This is a genomic window from Pseudomonas kitaguniensis, assembly GCF_049199985.1.
Lineage (GTDB): Bacteria > Pseudomonadota > Gammaproteobacteria > Pseudomonadales > Pseudomonadaceae > Aquipseudomonas > Aquipseudomonas kitaguniensis.
In genome coordinates this window covers 80,355-95,458 of the sequence record NZ_JBLZPT010000002.1, presented here as the reverse complement: position 1 = coordinate 95,458, position 15,104 = coordinate 80,355, and the positions used below count along the sequence as shown (strand labels likewise).

Here is a 15,104-nt window from a genome sequence, read left to right as displayed (position 1 = left end):
CATGAAAAGCGCCATTGAAGCTACCCTGCAAGACGAACCCGGCGAAGACATTGCCCAAGCCCTCGAAGACGGCTGGTTGCCGATTCGCGAAGTGGCGCGCCAAACCGGCGTCAATGCGGTGACCTTGCGCGCGTGGGAGCGCCGCTACGGCCTGATCGTGCCGCAGCGCACGGCCAAAGGGCACCGCCTGTTCAGCGACGACCACGTGCAGCGCATTCACACCATTCTGACCTGGCTCAATCGCGGCGTACCGGTCAGCCAGGTAAAAGGCTTGCTCGACTCCGCCCAATCCAGCAGCGATACCGTTGAAAATGAATGGCACGCGCTGCGCCAGACCCTGGTGAGTGCAATCAGCGAATTGGCCGAGCGCCGCGTCGACGACGCCTTCAACCAAGCCATGGCGCTGTACCCGCCGCGCACCTTGTGCGAGCAATTGATGCTGCCGCTGCTCCAGGAGCTGGAACAACGCTGGCAAGGCCAGTTCGGCGCACAGATGGAGCGGGTGTTTTTCCTGTCCTGGCTGCGCAGCAAGTTTGGCGCGCGTATTTACCACAACAACCGCCAGCTCCAAGGCCCGCCGTTGCTGCTGGTCAACCACTCCGACGTGCCGCTTGAACCGCACTTGTGGCTGAGCGCCTGGCTGGCGAGTAGCGCCGACTGCCCGGTGGAAGTCTTCGATTGGCCGCTGCCGGCGGGCGAACTGGCGCTGGCGGTCGAGCACCTGCAACCGCGTGCGGTGCTGCTGTATTCAAGCAAAGCGTTACATTTTTCGGCTATCCCAAAACTTCTCAATGGTGTCAGTTGCCCAACGTTAATAGCCGGACCAACGGTATGCATCCACCAAGCCGAGTTAGCCGTATTAACCCGCGACACCCCTGAATTGTATGTGGCCGAAGACCCCTTGGCGGCCCACCAGATACTGCTCCAGCGTGGAATTGTTTAAATGCACTTGATCTGGCTGCGCACCGACCTGCGCCTACACGACAACACCGCCCTGGCCGCCGCGAGCCAGCGCGGCCCGATGGCGGCTGTGTACCTGATCACGCCCGAACAGTGGCTGGCGCACGATGATGCGCCGTGCAAAGTCGACTTTTGGCTGCGCAACCTGCAGCACTTGAGCCAGGCGCTTGGCGAGCTGAATATTCCCTTGCTGATTCGCACCGCCGCAACGTGGGACCAGGCACCTGATGTGCTGAGCACGCTGTGCCGGGAACTGTCGGTGCAGTCGGTGCACGTCAACGAGGAATATGGCATCCACGAAAGCCGCCGCGATGCCGCCGTGGCCAAGGCCCTGGAAGCCTGCGGCGTAACGTTTCACAGCTACCTGGACCAGTTGTTCTTCCAGCCCGGCAGCGTATTGACCAAAACCGGCACCTACTTCCAGGTGTTCAGCCAGTTCCGCAAGGTGTGCTACACACGCCTGCACAGCGCGTTGCCGCGCACGGTGGCGACGCCGAACGCACAAGCGCCGATGGCGCTGAAAAGCGACCCGATCCCGCACGCCGTTGCAGGCTTCGAGCCGCCCAGCGACAGCCTGCGCGCGCTCTGGCCAGCCGGTGAAGACGAAGCGCGGCGCCGTCTGGAGGCCTTCGCCGACCAGCAGATCAGCTACTACAAAGACGAGCGCGACTTCCCGGCCAAACCCGGTACCAGCCGGCTCTCTGCCTACCTCGCAGCAGGCGTGGTTTCGCCGCGCCAGTGCTTGCACGCTGCTTTGCAAAGCAACCAGGGTGAATTCGAAAGTGGCGACATCGGCGCCATTACCTGGATCAACGAGCTGTTATGGCGCGAGTTCTACAAGCACATTCTGGTCGGCTACTCACGCGTGTCACGCCACCGTGCATTCCGCCCCGAGACCGAAGCGGTAGCCTGGCGCAACGCACCCAAGGACCTTGCCGCCTGGCAAGAAGCGCGCACCGGCCTGCCGATCATTGACGCCGCAATGCGCCAATTGCTCGAAACCGGCTGGATGCACAACCGCCTGCGCATGGTCGTGGCCATGTTTCTGACCAAGAACTTGTTGATCGACTGGCGCGAAGGCGAGCGCTTTTTCATGCGCCACTTGATCGACGGCGACTTGGCGGCGAACAACGGCGGCTGGCAGTGGAGTTCCTCGACCGGCACCGACTCGGCGCCGTATTTCCGGATTTTCAGCCCGTTGAGCCAGTCGGAAAAATTCGACAGCGAAGGCGTGTTTATCAAGCATTGGCTGCCGGAGCTGGCCGCGCTGAATAAAAAGGAAGTGCACAACCCCGAGGCGGCCGGCGGCCTGTTCGGCGTGGCGGATTACCCGCGCTCGATTGTCGACCTGAAAAAGTCCCGGGAGCGTGCATTGGCAGCGTTTCGCAGCCTGCCATCGCGCGCGGCGGCGGGAGGCGCGCATGAGTGACTTCCTGCCCAGGTTCGCCCAAGCGTTTGCGACGCTCGACAAGCATAACTTGCACCTGCTCGACAGCCTTTACAGCAAAGACATCGCGTTCACCGACCCGCTGCATGAAGTTCACGGGCTGCCCGCGATGCATCGCTACTTCACCGAGTTGTACAGCAACGTCAGCCAGCTACGTTTCGACTTCCACGGTTTTGACCCGGTGGCCGAAGGCGAAGGCTATTTGCGTTGGAAAATGAGCTTCTGCCACCCACGCCTGGCCAATGGCAAGGTGATACGGGTGGAAGGTTGTTCGCACCTGCTGTGGCGCGACAACAAGGTGTACCGCCATCGTGATTATTTCGATGCGGGCGCCCTGCTCTATGAACACTTGCCAGTACTCGGCCGCGTAGTCAGTTGGCTGAAAAGGAGAATGGGATGAGCCTCACACCGCCCCGCCGATATTGGTTGACCGGCGCCAGCAGTGGCATCGGCGCCTCATTGGCCGTGGAATTACTCAACAGCGGTGCCCACGTGGCCCTCAGCTCGCGCAGCAAAGGCCCGCTGGAGGCGCTCGCTCAGCGTTATCCGGGGCAAGTGCTGGTGGTCGAAGGCGACCTGACCAACAGCCAGACCGTGCGCGAAATCGGCGAACATATCGCGCAGGTCTGGGGCTCGCTCGACACGGTGATCCTCAACGCCGGCACCTGCGAATACGTGGATGCGCGCCAGTTTGACTCGTCAATTGTCGAGCACGTGGTACGCACCAATCTACTCGCGAGCAGCTATTGCATCGAAGCGGCGCTGCCGTTGTTGCGCAAAGGCCTCACCCCGCACCTGGTGGGCGTGGCCAGCGCGGTGACCTACCTGCCGATGCCGCGCGCCGAGGCCTATGGCGCCTCCAAAGCCGGGCTGCGCTATTTGTTCGAAGCCCTGCGCATCAGCCTGTCGCCCGAGAACATCGACGTCACGGTCATCAGCCCGGGCTTTGTCGACACGCCGCTGACCGAGCGCAATGACTTCCCGATGCCGATGAGCTGGTCTGCCGATAAAGCCGCGCGGCATATCTTCGCCAAACTCGAAAAACGCCCACTGGAAATTGCCTTCCCGGCGATGTTTATCGCGACCTTATGGCCGCTGTCGAAGCTGCCCAACCGTGTGCAACTGATCATCGGCAAACGCATGCTGCGCAGCCCGCCGCCGCAGAAGGACGACCTGTGAAGATCGCCATTATCGGCAGCGGCATCGCCGGGCTGACCAGCGCTTACCTGCTCAGCCGTCGCCACGACATTAGCGTGTTCGAAGCGGGCGAGCGCATTGGCGGGCATACCCATACGGTCAATGTGACCGTCGAGGGTAAAGGCTATGCGGTGGACACCGGGTTTATCGTGTTCAACGACTGGACCTACCCCAACTTCATCCGCCTGCTGGGGCAGATTGGCGTGACGTTCAAACCCACCGAGATGAGCTTCTCGGTGTGTGACCAGAACGCAGGTTTTGAGTACAACGGCAACAACCTCAACAGCCTGTTTGCGCAGCGGCGCAATATTCTCTCACCCGGGTTCTGGGGCATGTTGCGCGACATTTTGCGCTTCAATCGCCAAGCGCCGCTGGACCTGCAAGAGCAGCGCATCAGTGCCGAGATGACCTTGGGTGATTACCTCGAAGCCGGGGGTTATGGCCCACGGTTTATAAAGCATTACATCGTGCCGATGGGCGCGGCGATCTGGTCGATGTCGCTGGCGGACATGCTCGGTTTTCCCCTGCAGTTCTTTGTGCGTTTTTTCAAGAACCACGGCTTGCTGTCGGTGAACAACCGGCCGCAATGGTGCGTGATCGAAGGCGGGTCGAGCAGCTACATCGAACCGCTGACGCGCAGTTTTCACCAGCACATCCGCCTCAATTGCCCTGTGCATAAGGTTGAGCGCACGGGTGACGGCGTGGTTATCCACAGCTCTGCCGGCAGCGAGACCTTTGATCACGTAGTGTTCGCCTGTCATAGCGATCAGGCGCTGGCGTTGTTGTCTGACCCAAGCCAGGCCGAACAGGAAATCCTCGGTGCGCTGCCTTACGCTGACAACGACGTGGTACTGCACACCGACACGCGCCTGCTGCCGGACCGCAAACTGGCGTGGGCCAGCTGGAACTATCGCCTCACCGGCGACGCGCAGACGCAGGCTGCCGTGACCTACGACATGAACATCCTGCAAGGCATCGACAGCGCGACCACCTTCTGCGTCAGCCTGAACCAGACGCCGATGATCAACCCGCTGAAAATCCTCGCCCGCTATACCTACGCCCACCCGCAATACAGCCTGGCGGCAGTCGCCGCGCAAGCACGTTGGCAAGAGCTGAACGGCGCACAGAACACGCATTATTGCGGCGCCTATTGGGCCAACGGTTTCCATGAAGACGGCGTGGTCAGCGCATTGCGCGTGGCCGCAGCCTTTGGGGAAACCCTGTGAACAGCGCCCTGTACAGCGGCTGGATAGCCCATCGCCGGTTTACGCCCAAGGCGCACGCCTTTCGCTACCGCATCGGCCTGCTGTACCTGGATTTGAGCGAACAAGAGCAAGTACTCGGGCTGTCGCCGCTGGCGGGCGCAAGTCGCCTGGCGCCGTTCGGCTTTCGTCAGCAAGACTACCTGCGTGAATTTACGCGCCACGGCATGAGTTTGACCGATGCCGTGCGCCAGCAAGTCGGCCAGGCCTTGGGCCGTACACCGCAGGGCGCTATCTGCCTGCTGACCCAGGCGCGCAGTTGGGGCCTGGCATTCAACCCAGTGAGTTTCTTTTATTGCTTCGAGGCCGACGGGCAACTGGCTGCGATCCTCTGTGAAGTGACCAACACGCCATGGCGCGAGCGTTATCACTACGTGCTGCCAGCGCAGGCGCTCGGCGCGGATCAACATCAACATTTCGCCGTGGCCAAGGCCTTCCATGTGTCGCCGTTTTTGCCGCGCGACCTCGAATACCGCATGAGCTTCAGCCCGCCCGCCGCCAAGCTCGGCGTGCACATGGCCGATTGGCAAGGCGAGCTGAAAGTCTTCGACGCCACCTTGAGCCTGCAGAAAGAATCGCTCAACCGCGCCAGCCTGCATCGCTACCTGTGGCGTTTTCCGTGGATGACCGCCAAGACCTGCCTCGCCATTTATTGGCAGGCCGTGCGCCTTTTACTCAAACGCACACCGATTTTTTCTCATCAGGCCGCCGATGGCGCCTCTCGCACTGCTGTTGGGTATAACAAGGATCGCCGCCATGAAATCCCCTAGCTTATCGGTCAAGACCAGCCGTCTGAACGTCAATGGCATGACCAGCGCATTGTTGCGCAAGGCCGTGCTGCGCCAACTCGGCCAACTGCGCCACGGCCAGTTGGTGGTGATTGAGGAGGGCGAACGCCAAGTGTTCGGCGCACGTGAAGCGCACTTGCTGGGGGAAATCCAGATCCTCGATTCGGCCGTCTGGGGCCTGGTGGCGGCCAACGGCTCGATCGGTGCCGGCGAGGCGTTTATTCACGGTTACTGGACCAGCCCCGACCTGACCGCCGTGGTTCGCGTGATGGTCAGCAACCTTGAGGTGCTCGACGCGATGGAGGGCGGCCTGGCACGCCTGGCGCGACCATTCACCCAAGGCCTGCATTGGCTCAACCGCAATACGCGCAAGGGCTCGCAAAAAAATATCGCCGCCCACTACGACTTGGGTAATGACCTGTTCGAAGAATTCCTCGACCCGACCATGATGTATTCGGCGGCGCAGTTCCTGAGCCCCGACGACACCCTGGAACAGGCGCAACTGAATAAACTGGAGCGCATCTGCCAGAAGCTTTCGCTCAAACCCACTGACCACTTGCTGGAAATAGGCACCGGTTGGGGCAGCATGGCGCTGTACGCGGCGCAGCATTACGGTTGCAAGGTCACCACCACCACGCTGTCCAAAGAGCAATTTGCCTACACCGAAAAACGCATCGAGGCCTTGGGGCTGAAGGGCCAAGTGACCCTGTTGCTGCAGGATTACCGCGACCTCACCGGGCAGTACGACAAGCTGGTGTCGATCGAGATGATCGAAGCCGTGGGCCACCGTTTTCTGCCGACTTACTTCAAGCAGTGCGCGCATTTGCTCAAGAGCGACGGCCTGATGTTGCTGCAAGCCATCACCATCCGTGAGCAACGTTTTGAGCAGGCCAAGAACAGCGTCGACTTTATCCAGCGCTATATTTTCCCCGGTGGCGCCCTGCCCTGTGTGCAGAATATGTTGCAGATCGTCAGCCGCGACACCGACATGAACCTGCTGCACATGGAGGACTTCGGCCTGCACTACGCGCGCACCCTGCGCCTGTGGCACGAAAACTTTCGTCGCGCACACAGCCGTCTCGCAGAGCTGGGCTACGATGAGTACTTCCTGCGCTTGTGGGAGTTCTACTTGTGCTACTGCGAAGGTGGGTTCATGGAACGCACGATTGGTACCGCGCAGTTGCTGCTGGCCAAGCCTGCCGCGATCAACCCGCCTTTGCTCGGACGTTTCAGTGCTTAAGCCTTTGGCGAATGCCGCGCTGTTCCAGTGCGGCTGGTTTGCGTGCGTGCTGGGTGGCGACAGCCGCTGGTTACTCGTTGGGGTCGCCGTGCTGGCCATCCATCTGCTGTGGATAAGTTCATGGTCGAAGGACGGGCGAGCCATCCTCGCCGTGACCGTGCTGGGCACCGCGGTCGACACCGTGTTGCGCGCCTTGGACGTGTTTCATTTCAGCCTTCCAGGGCCGCTGATTCCTTTTTGGCTGATGCTGCTGTGGGCGTTGCTGGCGACCACACTGCGCCACTGCCTGGCCTGGAGCGCGCAACCCTGGTGGCGCGCCAGTGTGTTGGGTGCGTTGGGCGGGCCACTGTCGTATTACGCCGGCAGCCAATTGGCCGGCGTGAGCTTTGGTTACGCCACCGTGCCGACCCTGCTCGGGCTGGCGCTGCTGTGGGCGCTGCTGTTCCCCATGCTGCATTGGGTCGCGCGGCGGCTGGGGCGTTAACGCCCGTCAGAGCATTCATACGCGCGACACGCGCTTGCCTTACACTGCGCACCTATGACCAACATCCCGCATACCCAAATCCCCGAACCCGCCGTCACTTGCTCGACGTGCGCGGCCTGTTGCTGCCAGCTGGAAGTGATGCTGATCACCGACACCGGCGTACCGGAGCGCTATATCGATACCGACGATTGGGGCGGTGAAGTGATGCTGCGCCTGGATGACGGCTGGTGCGCGGCGCTGGATCGAAACACCATGATGTGTTCGATTTATGAACGCCGGCCGCTGATCTGCCGGGAATTCGAGATGGGTGCGCCGGAATGTCTGACCGAGCGTGAAGGGATTGCGACGGTGTATCGCTGAGCGTTGGATAAGTGCCGGGCCAATGTGGGAGTGCGCGTTGCGCCCTCCCACATTAAGCATTACAGCGGCATTGTGTAGTGCAGCGCGTAACTCTCTACGCCGTCATTATTGCTGCTGATGCCTGCGTTGGAATAATGCGTGGCGCGAATACCCACTTCATGCCCACCGGTAAAGCGCAAGCCAAAGCCAAAGCGGTCTTCAAACTGGAAGGCCTGGCCGATGTTGTTGTCTTCCAGGCGCGTACGTGAGAACACCGCCACGCCGACACCCGCTTCGATGTAAGGCTTGACCGACTCGCCGGCAAACTCATACACAAATACCGGCGAGAACGACAGGCTGCTGGCGCCCGCACGATCATCACCTTCCCAGTAGGTATATGCACCGCTCCAGTAGCCGGTCAGACGCCCCACATTGCTTTGCATCCAGCTCTTATCCCAATCCGACGTCAGCCCCAGACGATACGTCATGGTCGAACTGCTTGTGCTCCCCACTCCAAATTCCAGGCCCGCCGCCTGCGCCGAAATAGAGTGCCCCACTACCGCGGCCGCAATCGCAGCCAAACAGAACAAGCGCTTCATATGAAACAGTCCTTGAGTACTAAGTTGTATGATTTTGTACAGGCAATCCCGCTATAGAAGCCAACGCGCAACCAGAAGTTCAGCCACTAACGACGATATTTCACGTTTTTTTTACGCGTTAAAGCTTCGCACAACTGCAAGATGTTTCCATAGGGTAGGTAGGACATTTCGCAGGTGATACACGTCACCGCTGGTCCAGAACTGCGCGGGCTGAGGGGTGCCGCTGGCCAACAGGTCACGCTCGCCCAACAACCGCTTGAGCTGACGCGCCACTGCGGCGCCGGTGTCGATCAGAATGATGCTTGAGGGAAGCATCTGCACCAGAAGCGGCTTGAGGAAGGGGTAATGCGTGCAGCCGAGAATAATCGTGTCGCAGCCGGCGCTGAGCAATGGCTCGACATACCCGTGCAACCTCTGGCGCAACAGCGGGCTGCCGAGGTCGCCGGTTTCTATCAGTTCGACCAGGCCTGGGCACGGCTGGGTGACCACACGCACGTCGGTGGCGAAGCGGTCGAGCAAGGCTGCGAACTTGGCGCTTTGCAGGGTGCCGGTGGTCGCGAGAACGCCGACCACGCCGTTGCGCGTGGCGGCTGCCGCAGGTTTGACGGCGGGCTCCATGCCCACCAATGGCCAGCCTGGGTAGTCCTGGCGCAGGTCGGCGACGGCCGCGACGGTCGCGGTGTTGCAAGCAATCACAAAAGCCTTGGCGCCCTGCTCGCGGAAAAATTCGGCGACGCGCCGGGAGCGTTCAAGAATGAACGCCGGGGTTTTCTCGCCGTAGGGAATATGCCCGCAATCGGCCACGTACAACAGCGACTCATGCGGCAACAACTGTTGGATTTCATCCAGCACCGACAGGCCGCCGACACCGGAATCGAACACACCGACTGGCGCGCTCTTAACCATGCTGAGTCCCACACACGCTGCAACCGGGGTCGCGCTTGACGCGTAATTCGCGAAACCGCGTGGTCAAGGCATCGATCAGCAAAAGCCGGCCCACCAGCGGCTCGCCAAAACCTGCCAACAGTTTCAGGGCTTCCAGGGCTTGCAGGCTGCCGACCAGGCCGACCAACGGGCCAACCACACCGGCTTCGCTGCAGGTCAGTTCGGTGTCGCTGCCGTGCCCGTATAAACAGTGGTAACACGGGCTGTCGGCGCGGCGCGGGTCAAACACCGACAATTGCCCTTCGAGGCGAATCGCTGCGCCGCTAATCAATGGTTTGCCGCCGGCGACACACGCGGCGTTGACGGCTTCGCGGGTGCCGAAGTTGTCGCTGCAATCGAGCACCACGTCCACCGCCGCGACCTTGGCGGCGAGCGAGTCGGCATCCAACGCTGTGCGATGCGCGACCAAGGTGATTTCAGGGTTGATGGCGCTCAGGCGGCGCATGGCCGAATCGACCTTGGCCTGCCCGACGCTGTCGGTGTCATGGATGATCTGGCGCTGCAGGTTGGTCAGGTCGACGCTGTCGAAGTCGGCCAAGTGCAACTCGCCGACACCGGCCGCCGCCAGGTACAGCGCGACGGGCGCGCCCAGGCCACCGAGGCCGACGATCAACGCGCGGCTGTTTTTCAGGCGCAACTGACCCTCGATGTCGACATGCTGCAACAGAATCTGTCGGCTATAGCGCAACAGCTCCTGGTCGGTCAGCACGGCCGGCGGCCCAGGCTGATGCGCTCGTGGCCGCCGAGGTCAATGCGGCTGTGAACGTCTTCAAAACCTTCGCCCAACAACAGCTCACGCACGGCCTCGGCCTGATCGTAACCGTGTTCCAGCAGCAGCCAGCCAGCCGCATTCAAGTGCGCCGGGGCCGCGGCGATGATCAGCCGCAGGTCGTCGAGGCCGTCATGGCCTGCCACCAATGCACTGGCCGGTTCAAAGCGCACATCGCCCGCCACCAGGTGCGGGTCATTGTCGGCTATGTACGGCGGGTTGCTGATGATCAGGTCAAAGGTGTGGCCTTGCAGCGCGCTGAACCAGTGGCTGTTCAGCACCGTGGCATTTTTAAGGTGCAGGCGCTGGCGATTGCGTTCGGCCAGGGCAACGGCTTCCAACACCCGATCGACCGCCGTGACCTGCCAGGCCGGGCGTTCACTGGCCAGGGCCAAGGCGATGGCGCCGCTGCCGGTGCCCAGGTCGAGGACCTTGGCCGGTGTAGCCGCGAGCAATTCCAAGGCAGCTTCCACCAGCAACTCGGTTTCCGGGCGCGGGATCAGCGTGTGCGGCGCGACTTCCAGGTCCAACTTCCAGAAGCCTTGTTGCCCGAGGATGTACGCCACCGGCTCACCGCCACGGCGACGTTGCAGGAAGTCGGCAAAGGTCAGCGCCGCTTCGCTGCTGACAATTTTTTCGGGCCAGGTGTGCAGGTAGCTGCGCGATTTACCCAAGGCAGCGGCGAGCAACAGTTCTACGTCCAGACGCGCAGTCGGCGAGTCGGGCAAGTCGGCGGCGCGCAGCATGCTGGCAATAATGGTCATTTATTCACCTATCGCCGCCAATTGATCAGCCTGGTATTCGGCGAGCAACGGTTCGATCACCGCGTCCACGCCACCGGCAAGAATTTCGTCGAGGGAATAAAGGGTCAGGTTTACCCGGTGATCGGTGACCCGGCCCTGGGCAAAGTTGTAGGTACGAATGCGCTCGGAGCGATCGCCCGAACCCACCAGCAATTTACGCTCGCTGGCAATCGCATTGGCGGCGGCGCTGGTCTGTTGGTCGTTGAGTTTGGCCGATAGCCAGGACATGGCCCGCGCACGGTTTTTGTGCTGCGAACGTTCTTCCTGGCATTCCACCACGATGCCCGACGGCAAGTGCGTGATGCGAATCGCCGAGTCGGTCTTGTTCACGTGCTGGCCACCGGCGCCGGACGAGCGGTAGGTGTCGACACGCAGGTCCGCCGGGTTGATCTCGATGGCTTCCTGCTCGTCCGGCTCGGGCAATACCGCCACGGTGCATGCCGAGGTGTGGATACGGCCCTGCGATTCAGTCGACGGAACCCGCTGCACACGGTGTGCACCGGACTCGAACTTCAACTTGCCGTAGACATTGTCGCCTTCAACCCGCGCGATGACTTCTTTATAGCCGCCGTGTTCACCTTCGTTCTCGGACAGAATCTCGACACGCCAGCCGCGCCGCTCGGCGTAGCGCGAATACATACGAAACAAGTCGCCGGAGAAAATCGCCGCCTCGTCACCACCAGTGCCGGCGCGGATTTCGAGGAATACGTTGCGCCCATCGTTAGAGTCTTTGGGCAGCAGCATGCGCTGCAGGTCGCCCTCCAGCTCAAGCAGCTTGTCTTTGGCTTCGCGAACTTCTTCCACGGCCATTTCACGCATGTCCGGGTCGCTGTCCTTGAGCAGCGCTTGCGCACCTTCGAGGTCAGCCTGGGTTTTCAGCCAGTGGGTGTAAGTCGCCGCAATGGGTTCAACTTCCGCGTATTCCTTGGAATAGGTGCGGAACTTGATCTGATCGGAGATGATTTCGCCATCCCCGAGCAAGGCGGTCAGTTCTTCAAAACGGTCCTGGAGCACGTCCAGTTTATTGAGCAGTGACGCTTTCATTGCGGTTTTTTATCCGAAGAGCTGTCTGACGCGCCCTCACCGAGGGCAAAGAGTTCCTGGGCCATGGCCAGCGCATCAAGGCGGCCTTCGGCGGTAAGCTTTTTCAACTGTACGCTGGGTGCGTGGAGCAACTTATTGGTCAAGCCACGCGCCAGTTGCAGCAGCACCTCTTCGGCGCTGCTGCCATTGGCGAGCAAACGCTGGGCCTTGATCAACTCCTCGTCGCGCAGGCGTTCGCCCTGCTGACGGTAGGCCTTGAGCACGTCGACGGCCGCCAATTCACGCAGGCGCACCATAAAATCTTCGGCGCCGACGCTGACCATCTCCTCGGCAGCCTGGGCAGCACCCTGGCGACTTTTGAGGTTTTCAGCGACCACTTCATGCAAATCGTCGACGCTGTAGAGGTAAACGTCGTCTAACTCGCCGACTTCCGGCTCGATGTCACGCGGGACCGCGATGTCCACCATAAAGATCGGCTTGTGCTTGCGCAGCTTCAGCGCGCTCTCGACCGCGCCTTTGCCAAGGATCGGCAATTGGCTGGCGGTGGAGCTGATAACGATGTCGCTGCGCACCAGTTCAGCCGGGATGTCCGACAGCAGTACCGCGTGCGCACCGAACTGCTCGGCGAGAATGCTCGCACGTTCCAGGGTGCGGTTGGCGACCACAATACGCTTCACGCCCAAGTCGTGCAGGTGACGGGCGACCAAGGTGATGGTTTCACCGGCGCCGATCAGCAACGCCTGGCTGCGCTGCAAGTCGCTGAAAATCTGTTTGGCCAGGCTGACGGCGGCAAACGCCACGGACACCGGGTTTTCACCGATGGCGGTGTCGGTGCGCACCTGCTTGGCGGAATTGAACGTGGCCTGGAACAAGCGGCCGAGCAGCGGCCCCACGGTGCCAGCCTCGCGGGCCACGGCGTAGGCGGATTTCATCTGGCCGAGGATCTGTGGTTCGCCCAACACCAGCGAGTCGAGCCCGGAGGCGACGCGCATCATGTGACGAACTGCCGCATTATCTTCATGCACATAAGCACACGCGCGCAGGTCGTCGAGGCCCAAATGGTGATAATCGGCCAGCCAGCGCAGCACACCATCCGCTGACAGATGCTCCTGCTCTATATAAAGCTCGCTGCGATTGCAGGTCGAAAGGATCGCAGCTTCGCGGCTGTCGGTGAGCCGGCAGAGCTGCTGCAAGGCCTCAACCAACTGCTCCGGCGTAAACGCCACGCGCTCGCGCACGTCTACGGAAGCAGTCTTGTGGTTAATACCGAGTGCGAGGAAGGCCATTCAATATCGCTGATGATGTCGGGAAGCCGTCAATTGTCCTACTTCGAAAGATCCAGAACAACCACCGTCGTCTATTGTCCTTATACATTGAGCCTATGCAGGGGCGAGCGCGCCCCTGCAAAGCCAGGATTTAGAGCATTACGGGTGCCCCGGTTATGTTTGGCCGAAGGCTTGTGTCATGATGATCCGACCGCAGGTTAGTCGTCCTCTCCGATATGAATAGATCTTCCGCGTTGTTCCTTGCTCTCATCTTCCTCAGCGGCTGCCAAGCTTTGGCACCCGTGTCGCCGGACGCTACGCCGCCGGTGGAAGACAGCCCTCCCGTCCCTGAAAAGCCGAAGGTTTATTCCTCGTTCAAAGAAGAAACGGTGTACAGCCTGCTGTCGGCGGAACTCGCCGGCCAGCGTAATCGTTTCGACATTGCGCTGGATAACTACGTGACCCAGGCCATCAACACGCAGGACCCGGGCATCGCGGAGCGCGCGTTTCGCATCGCCGAGTACCTGGGCGCGGACCAGGCGGCACTCGATACCTCGCTGATCTGGGCGAAAAACGCGCCGGACGATCTCGAAGCACAGCGCGCGGCGGCAATTCAACTGGCGCGCGCCGGGCGCTATGACGACTCCATGGTCTACATGGAGAAAGTCCTGCAGGGCAAAGGTGACACGCATTTCGACTTCCTTGCGCTGTCGGCTGCCGATACCGACCAGGGCACGCGTAATGGCCTGATGAAAAGTTTTGACCGCCTGCTGCAAAAGCACCCGAAGAACAGCCAGCTGATTTTCGGCAAGGCCTTGCTGCTGCAACAAGATGATGAGGCCGACGCCGCGCTCAAGTTGCTGGAGCAGAACCCGCCGGAAGACGGCGAAATCGCCCCGATTTTGCTGCGCGCGCGCCTGCTGCAGAACCTCAATCGCGGCAAGGAAGCGATTCCGCTGCTGGAAAAAAGCATCAAAAAATACCCGGACGACAAGCGTTTGCGCCTGACGTATGCGCGCATGCTGGTTGAGCAGGACCGCATGGCGGACGCCAAAGTGCAGTTCGCCAACCTGGTGCAGCAATACCCGGACGACGACGAGTTGCGCTACTCCCTGGCACTGGTGTGCCTGGAAGCCAAGGCCTGGGACGAGGCCAAGGGCTATCTGGAAGAGTTGATCCAACGCGAAAGCCATGTCGACTCGGCGCACTTGAACCTCGGCCGTATCGCCGAGGAGCGCAACGACCCGCAAGCCGCGCTGCTCGAATACGCGCAGGTTGGCCCTGGTAACGACTACCTGCCGGCCCAATTGCGCCAGGCCGACATCCTGATCAGCAATGGCCGCACCGACGAGGCGGAAAAACGCCTGGCCGCCGCGCGCGACGCCGAACCGGATTACGCGATCCAGTTGTACCTGATCCAGGCCGAGACCCTGTCGGCCAACAACCAGGGCGAGCGCGCCTGGAAACTGCTGCAACAAGCCTTGTTGCAATACCCCGACGATTTGAACCTGCTGTACACCCGTGCCATGCAGGCGGAAAAACGCAATGACCTGGCGCAGATGGAAAAAGACCTGCGGCTGATCATCAAGCGCGACCCGGACAACGCCATGGCGCTGAACGCCTTGGGCTACACCTTGTCCGACCGCACCACGCGTTACGCCGAAGCCAAAGTGCTGATTGAACAAGCGCACAAGCTCAACCCGGAAGACCCGGCCGTGCTCGACAGCCTTGGCTGGGTAAACTACCGCCTGGGTAACCTGGACGAGGCCGAACGCTTGCTGCGCCAGGCGCTGGAGCGTTTTCCCGACCAGGAGGTGGCAGCGCACTTGGGTGAAGTACTGTGGGCCAACGGCAAACAGCGCGAAGCCCGTCAAATCTGGGAGAAGTTCCTCAAGGAGCAACCCGAAAGCCCTATCCTGCGCGGCACCATCAAGCGCCTGACCGGATCCGAGACCCTTTAAG

16 protein-coding genes are annotated in these 15,104 nt (G+C 61.2%); 10 read left to right on the top strand and 6 right to left on the bottom strand.

What is annotated here, in order from left to right; translation table 11 throughout:
- Nucleotides 1–13 precede the first annotated feature (13 nt).
- The 9 genes from ACOZK9_RS04345 to ACOZK9_RS04305 are packed head-to-tail and all read left to right on the top strand — an operon-like array spanning nt 14 to nt 7,738.
- Nucleotides 14–943 carry a MerR family transcriptional regulator gene (locus ACOZK9_RS04345; protein ID WP_058411517.1) on the top strand — a complete coding sequence of 310 codons (930 nt, stop codon included), beginning with the start codon at nt 14–16 and terminating at the stop codon, nt 941–943.
- Nucleotides 944–2,389 carry a deoxyribodipyrimidine photo-lyase gene (gene phrB / locus ACOZK9_RS04340; RefSeq protein WP_421555345.1) on the top strand — a complete coding sequence of 482 codons (1,446 nt, stop codon included), beginning with the start codon at nt 944–946 and terminating at the stop codon, nt 2,387–2,389.
- Entirely contained in the window at nt 2,382–2,807 is a 426-nt protein-coding gene (locus ACOZK9_RS04335; RefSeq protein WP_058411426.1) for a nuclear transport factor 2 family protein, read from the top strand. The genes phrB and ACOZK9_RS04335 overlap by 8 nt, the downstream gene beginning before the upstream one ends.
- The gene (locus ACOZK9_RS04330) at nt 2,804–3,586 is read left to right on the top strand and encodes an SDR family NAD(P)-dependent oxidoreductase (protein ID WP_122251907.1); all 783 of its coding nucleotides are present in this window, start codon (nt 2,804–2,806) and stop codon (nt 3,584–3,586) included. The genes ACOZK9_RS04335 and ACOZK9_RS04330 overlap by 4 nt, the downstream gene beginning before the upstream one ends.
- Complete coding sequence (locus ACOZK9_RS04325) at nt 3,583–4,830, top strand: NAD(P)/FAD-dependent oxidoreductase (RefSeq protein WP_421555344.1); 1,248 nt, start codon at nt 3,583–3,585, stop codon at nt 4,828–4,830. The genes ACOZK9_RS04330 and ACOZK9_RS04325 overlap by 4 nt, the downstream gene beginning before the upstream one ends.
- Nucleotides 4,827–5,636 (top strand): DUF1365 domain-containing protein, encoded by an 810-nt coding sequence (locus ACOZK9_RS04320; RefSeq protein ID WP_421555343.1) that lies wholly within the window; start codon nt 4,827–4,829, stop codon nt 5,634–5,636. The genes ACOZK9_RS04325 and ACOZK9_RS04320 overlap by 4 nt, the downstream gene beginning before the upstream one ends.
- Nucleotides 5,623–6,894 carry an SAM-dependent methyltransferase gene (locus ACOZK9_RS04315; protein ID WP_099235386.1) on the top strand — a complete coding sequence of 424 codons (1,272 nt, stop codon included), beginning with the start codon at nt 5,623–5,625 and terminating at the stop codon, nt 6,892–6,894. Before ACOZK9_RS04320 ends, ACOZK9_RS04315 begins: the two co-directional genes overlap by 14 nt.
- Entirely contained in the window at nt 6,887–7,378 is a 492-nt protein-coding gene (locus tag ACOZK9_RS04310) for a DUF2878 domain-containing protein (protein ID WP_421555342.1), read from the top strand. Before ACOZK9_RS04315 ends, ACOZK9_RS04310 begins: the two co-directional genes overlap by 8 nt.
- Nucleotides 7,379–7,432: 54 nt before the next feature.
- Entirely contained in the window at nt 7,433–7,738 is a 306-nt protein-coding gene (locus ACOZK9_RS04305) for a YkgJ family cysteine cluster protein (RefSeq protein WP_122251909.1), read from the top strand.
- A gap of 59 nt (nt 7,739–7,797) precedes the next feature.
- On the opposite strand, the gene ACOZK9_RS04300 is transcribed toward ACOZK9_RS04305, so the two are convergent.
- The 6 genes from ACOZK9_RS04300 to hemA all read right to left on the bottom strand — a co-directional run bounded on the left by ACOZK9_RS04300 (nt 7,798) and on the right by hemA (nt 13,163).
- Nucleotides 7,798–8,316 (bottom strand): acyloxyacyl hydrolase, encoded by a 519-nt coding sequence (locus ACOZK9_RS04300; protein ID WP_058411433.1) that lies wholly within the window; start codon nt 8,314–8,316, stop codon nt 7,798–7,800.
- 111 nt (nt 8,317–8,427) lie between these two features.
- The gene (murI, locus tag ACOZK9_RS04295; RefSeq protein ID WP_421555341.1) at nt 8,428–9,222 is read right to left on the bottom strand and encodes a glutamate racemase; all 795 of its coding nucleotides are present in this window, start codon (nt 9,220–9,222) and stop codon (nt 8,428–8,430) included.
- Nucleotides 9,215–9,970 (bottom strand): molybdopterin-synthase adenylyltransferase MoeB, encoded by a 756-nt coding sequence (locus tag ACOZK9_RS04290; protein WP_421555340.1) that lies wholly within the window; start codon nt 9,968–9,970, stop codon nt 9,215–9,217. The genes murI and ACOZK9_RS04290 overlap by 8 nt, the downstream gene beginning before the upstream one ends.
- The gene (gene prmC / locus ACOZK9_RS04285) at nt 9,964–10,794 is read right to left on the bottom strand and encodes a peptide chain release factor N(5)-glutamine methyltransferase (protein ID WP_122251911.1); all 831 of its coding nucleotides are present in this window, start codon (nt 10,792–10,794) and stop codon (nt 9,964–9,966) included. Before prmC ends, ACOZK9_RS04290 begins: the two co-directional genes overlap by 7 nt.
- A complete protein-coding gene (prfA, locus tag ACOZK9_RS04280; RefSeq protein ID WP_421555339.1) occupies nt 10,795–11,877 on the bottom strand; it encodes a peptide chain release factor 1 in 1,083 nt (360 codons plus the stop codon). It abuts the gene before it with no gap.
- A complete protein-coding gene (gene hemA / locus ACOZK9_RS04275; protein ID WP_058411438.1) occupies nt 11,874–13,163 on the bottom strand; it encodes a glutamyl-tRNA reductase in 1,290 nt (429 codons plus the stop codon). The genes prfA and hemA overlap by 4 nt, the downstream gene beginning before the upstream one ends.
- A gap of 215 nt (nt 13,164–13,378) precedes the next feature.
- On the opposite strand from hemA, the gene ACOZK9_RS04270 reads away from it, so the two are divergent.
- A complete protein-coding gene (locus ACOZK9_RS04270; RefSeq protein WP_421555338.1) occupies nt 13,379–15,103 on the top strand; it encodes a tetratricopeptide repeat protein in 1,725 nt (574 codons plus the stop codon).
- Nucleotide 15,104: the final 1 nt, after the last annotated feature.

Excerpts from the sequence above, each read along its gene's own strand:
- ACOZK9_RS04270 (WP_421555338.1), top strand. The coding sequence starts at position 13,379 with ATGAATAGATCTTCCGCGTTGTTCCTTGCTCTCATCTTCCTCAGCGGC.
- prmC (WP_122251911.1), bottom strand. The coding sequence starts at position 10,794 with ATGACCATTATTGCCAGCATGCTGCGCGCCGCCGACTTGCCCGACTCG.
- ACOZK9_RS04300 (WP_058411433.1), bottom strand. The coding sequence starts at position 8,316 with ATGAAGCGCTTGTTCTGTTTGGCTGCGATTGCGGCCGCGGTAGTGGGG.
- ACOZK9_RS04305 (WP_122251909.1), top strand. The coding sequence starts at position 7,433 with ATGACCAACATCCCGCATACCCAAATCCCCGAACCCGCCGTCACTTGC.
- phrB (WP_421555345.1), top strand. The coding sequence starts at position 944 with ATGCACTTGATCTGGCTGCGCACCGACCTGCGCCTACACGACAACACC.
- ACOZK9_RS04335 (WP_058411426.1), top strand. The coding sequence starts at position 2,382 with ATGAGTGACTTCCTGCCCAGGTTCGCCCAAGCGTTTGCGACGCTCGAC.
- hemA (WP_058411438.1), bottom strand. The coding sequence starts at position 13,163 with ATGGCCTTCCTCGCACTCGGTATTAACCACAAGACTGCTTCCGTAGAC.
- prfA (WP_421555339.1), bottom strand. The coding sequence starts at position 11,877 with ATGAAAGCGTCACTGCTCAATAAACTGGACGTGCTCCAGGACCGTTTT.
- ACOZK9_RS04330 (WP_122251907.1), top strand. The coding sequence starts at position 2,804 with ATGAGCCTCACACCGCCCCGCCGATATTGGTTGACCGGCGCCAGCAGT.
- ACOZK9_RS04315 (WP_099235386.1), top strand. The coding sequence starts at position 5,623 with ATGAAATCCCCTAGCTTATCGGTCAAGACCAGCCGTCTGAACGTCAAT.
- murI (WP_421555341.1), bottom strand. The coding sequence starts at position 9,222 with ATGGTTAAGAGCGCGCCAGTCGGTGTGTTCGATTCCGGTGTCGGCGGC.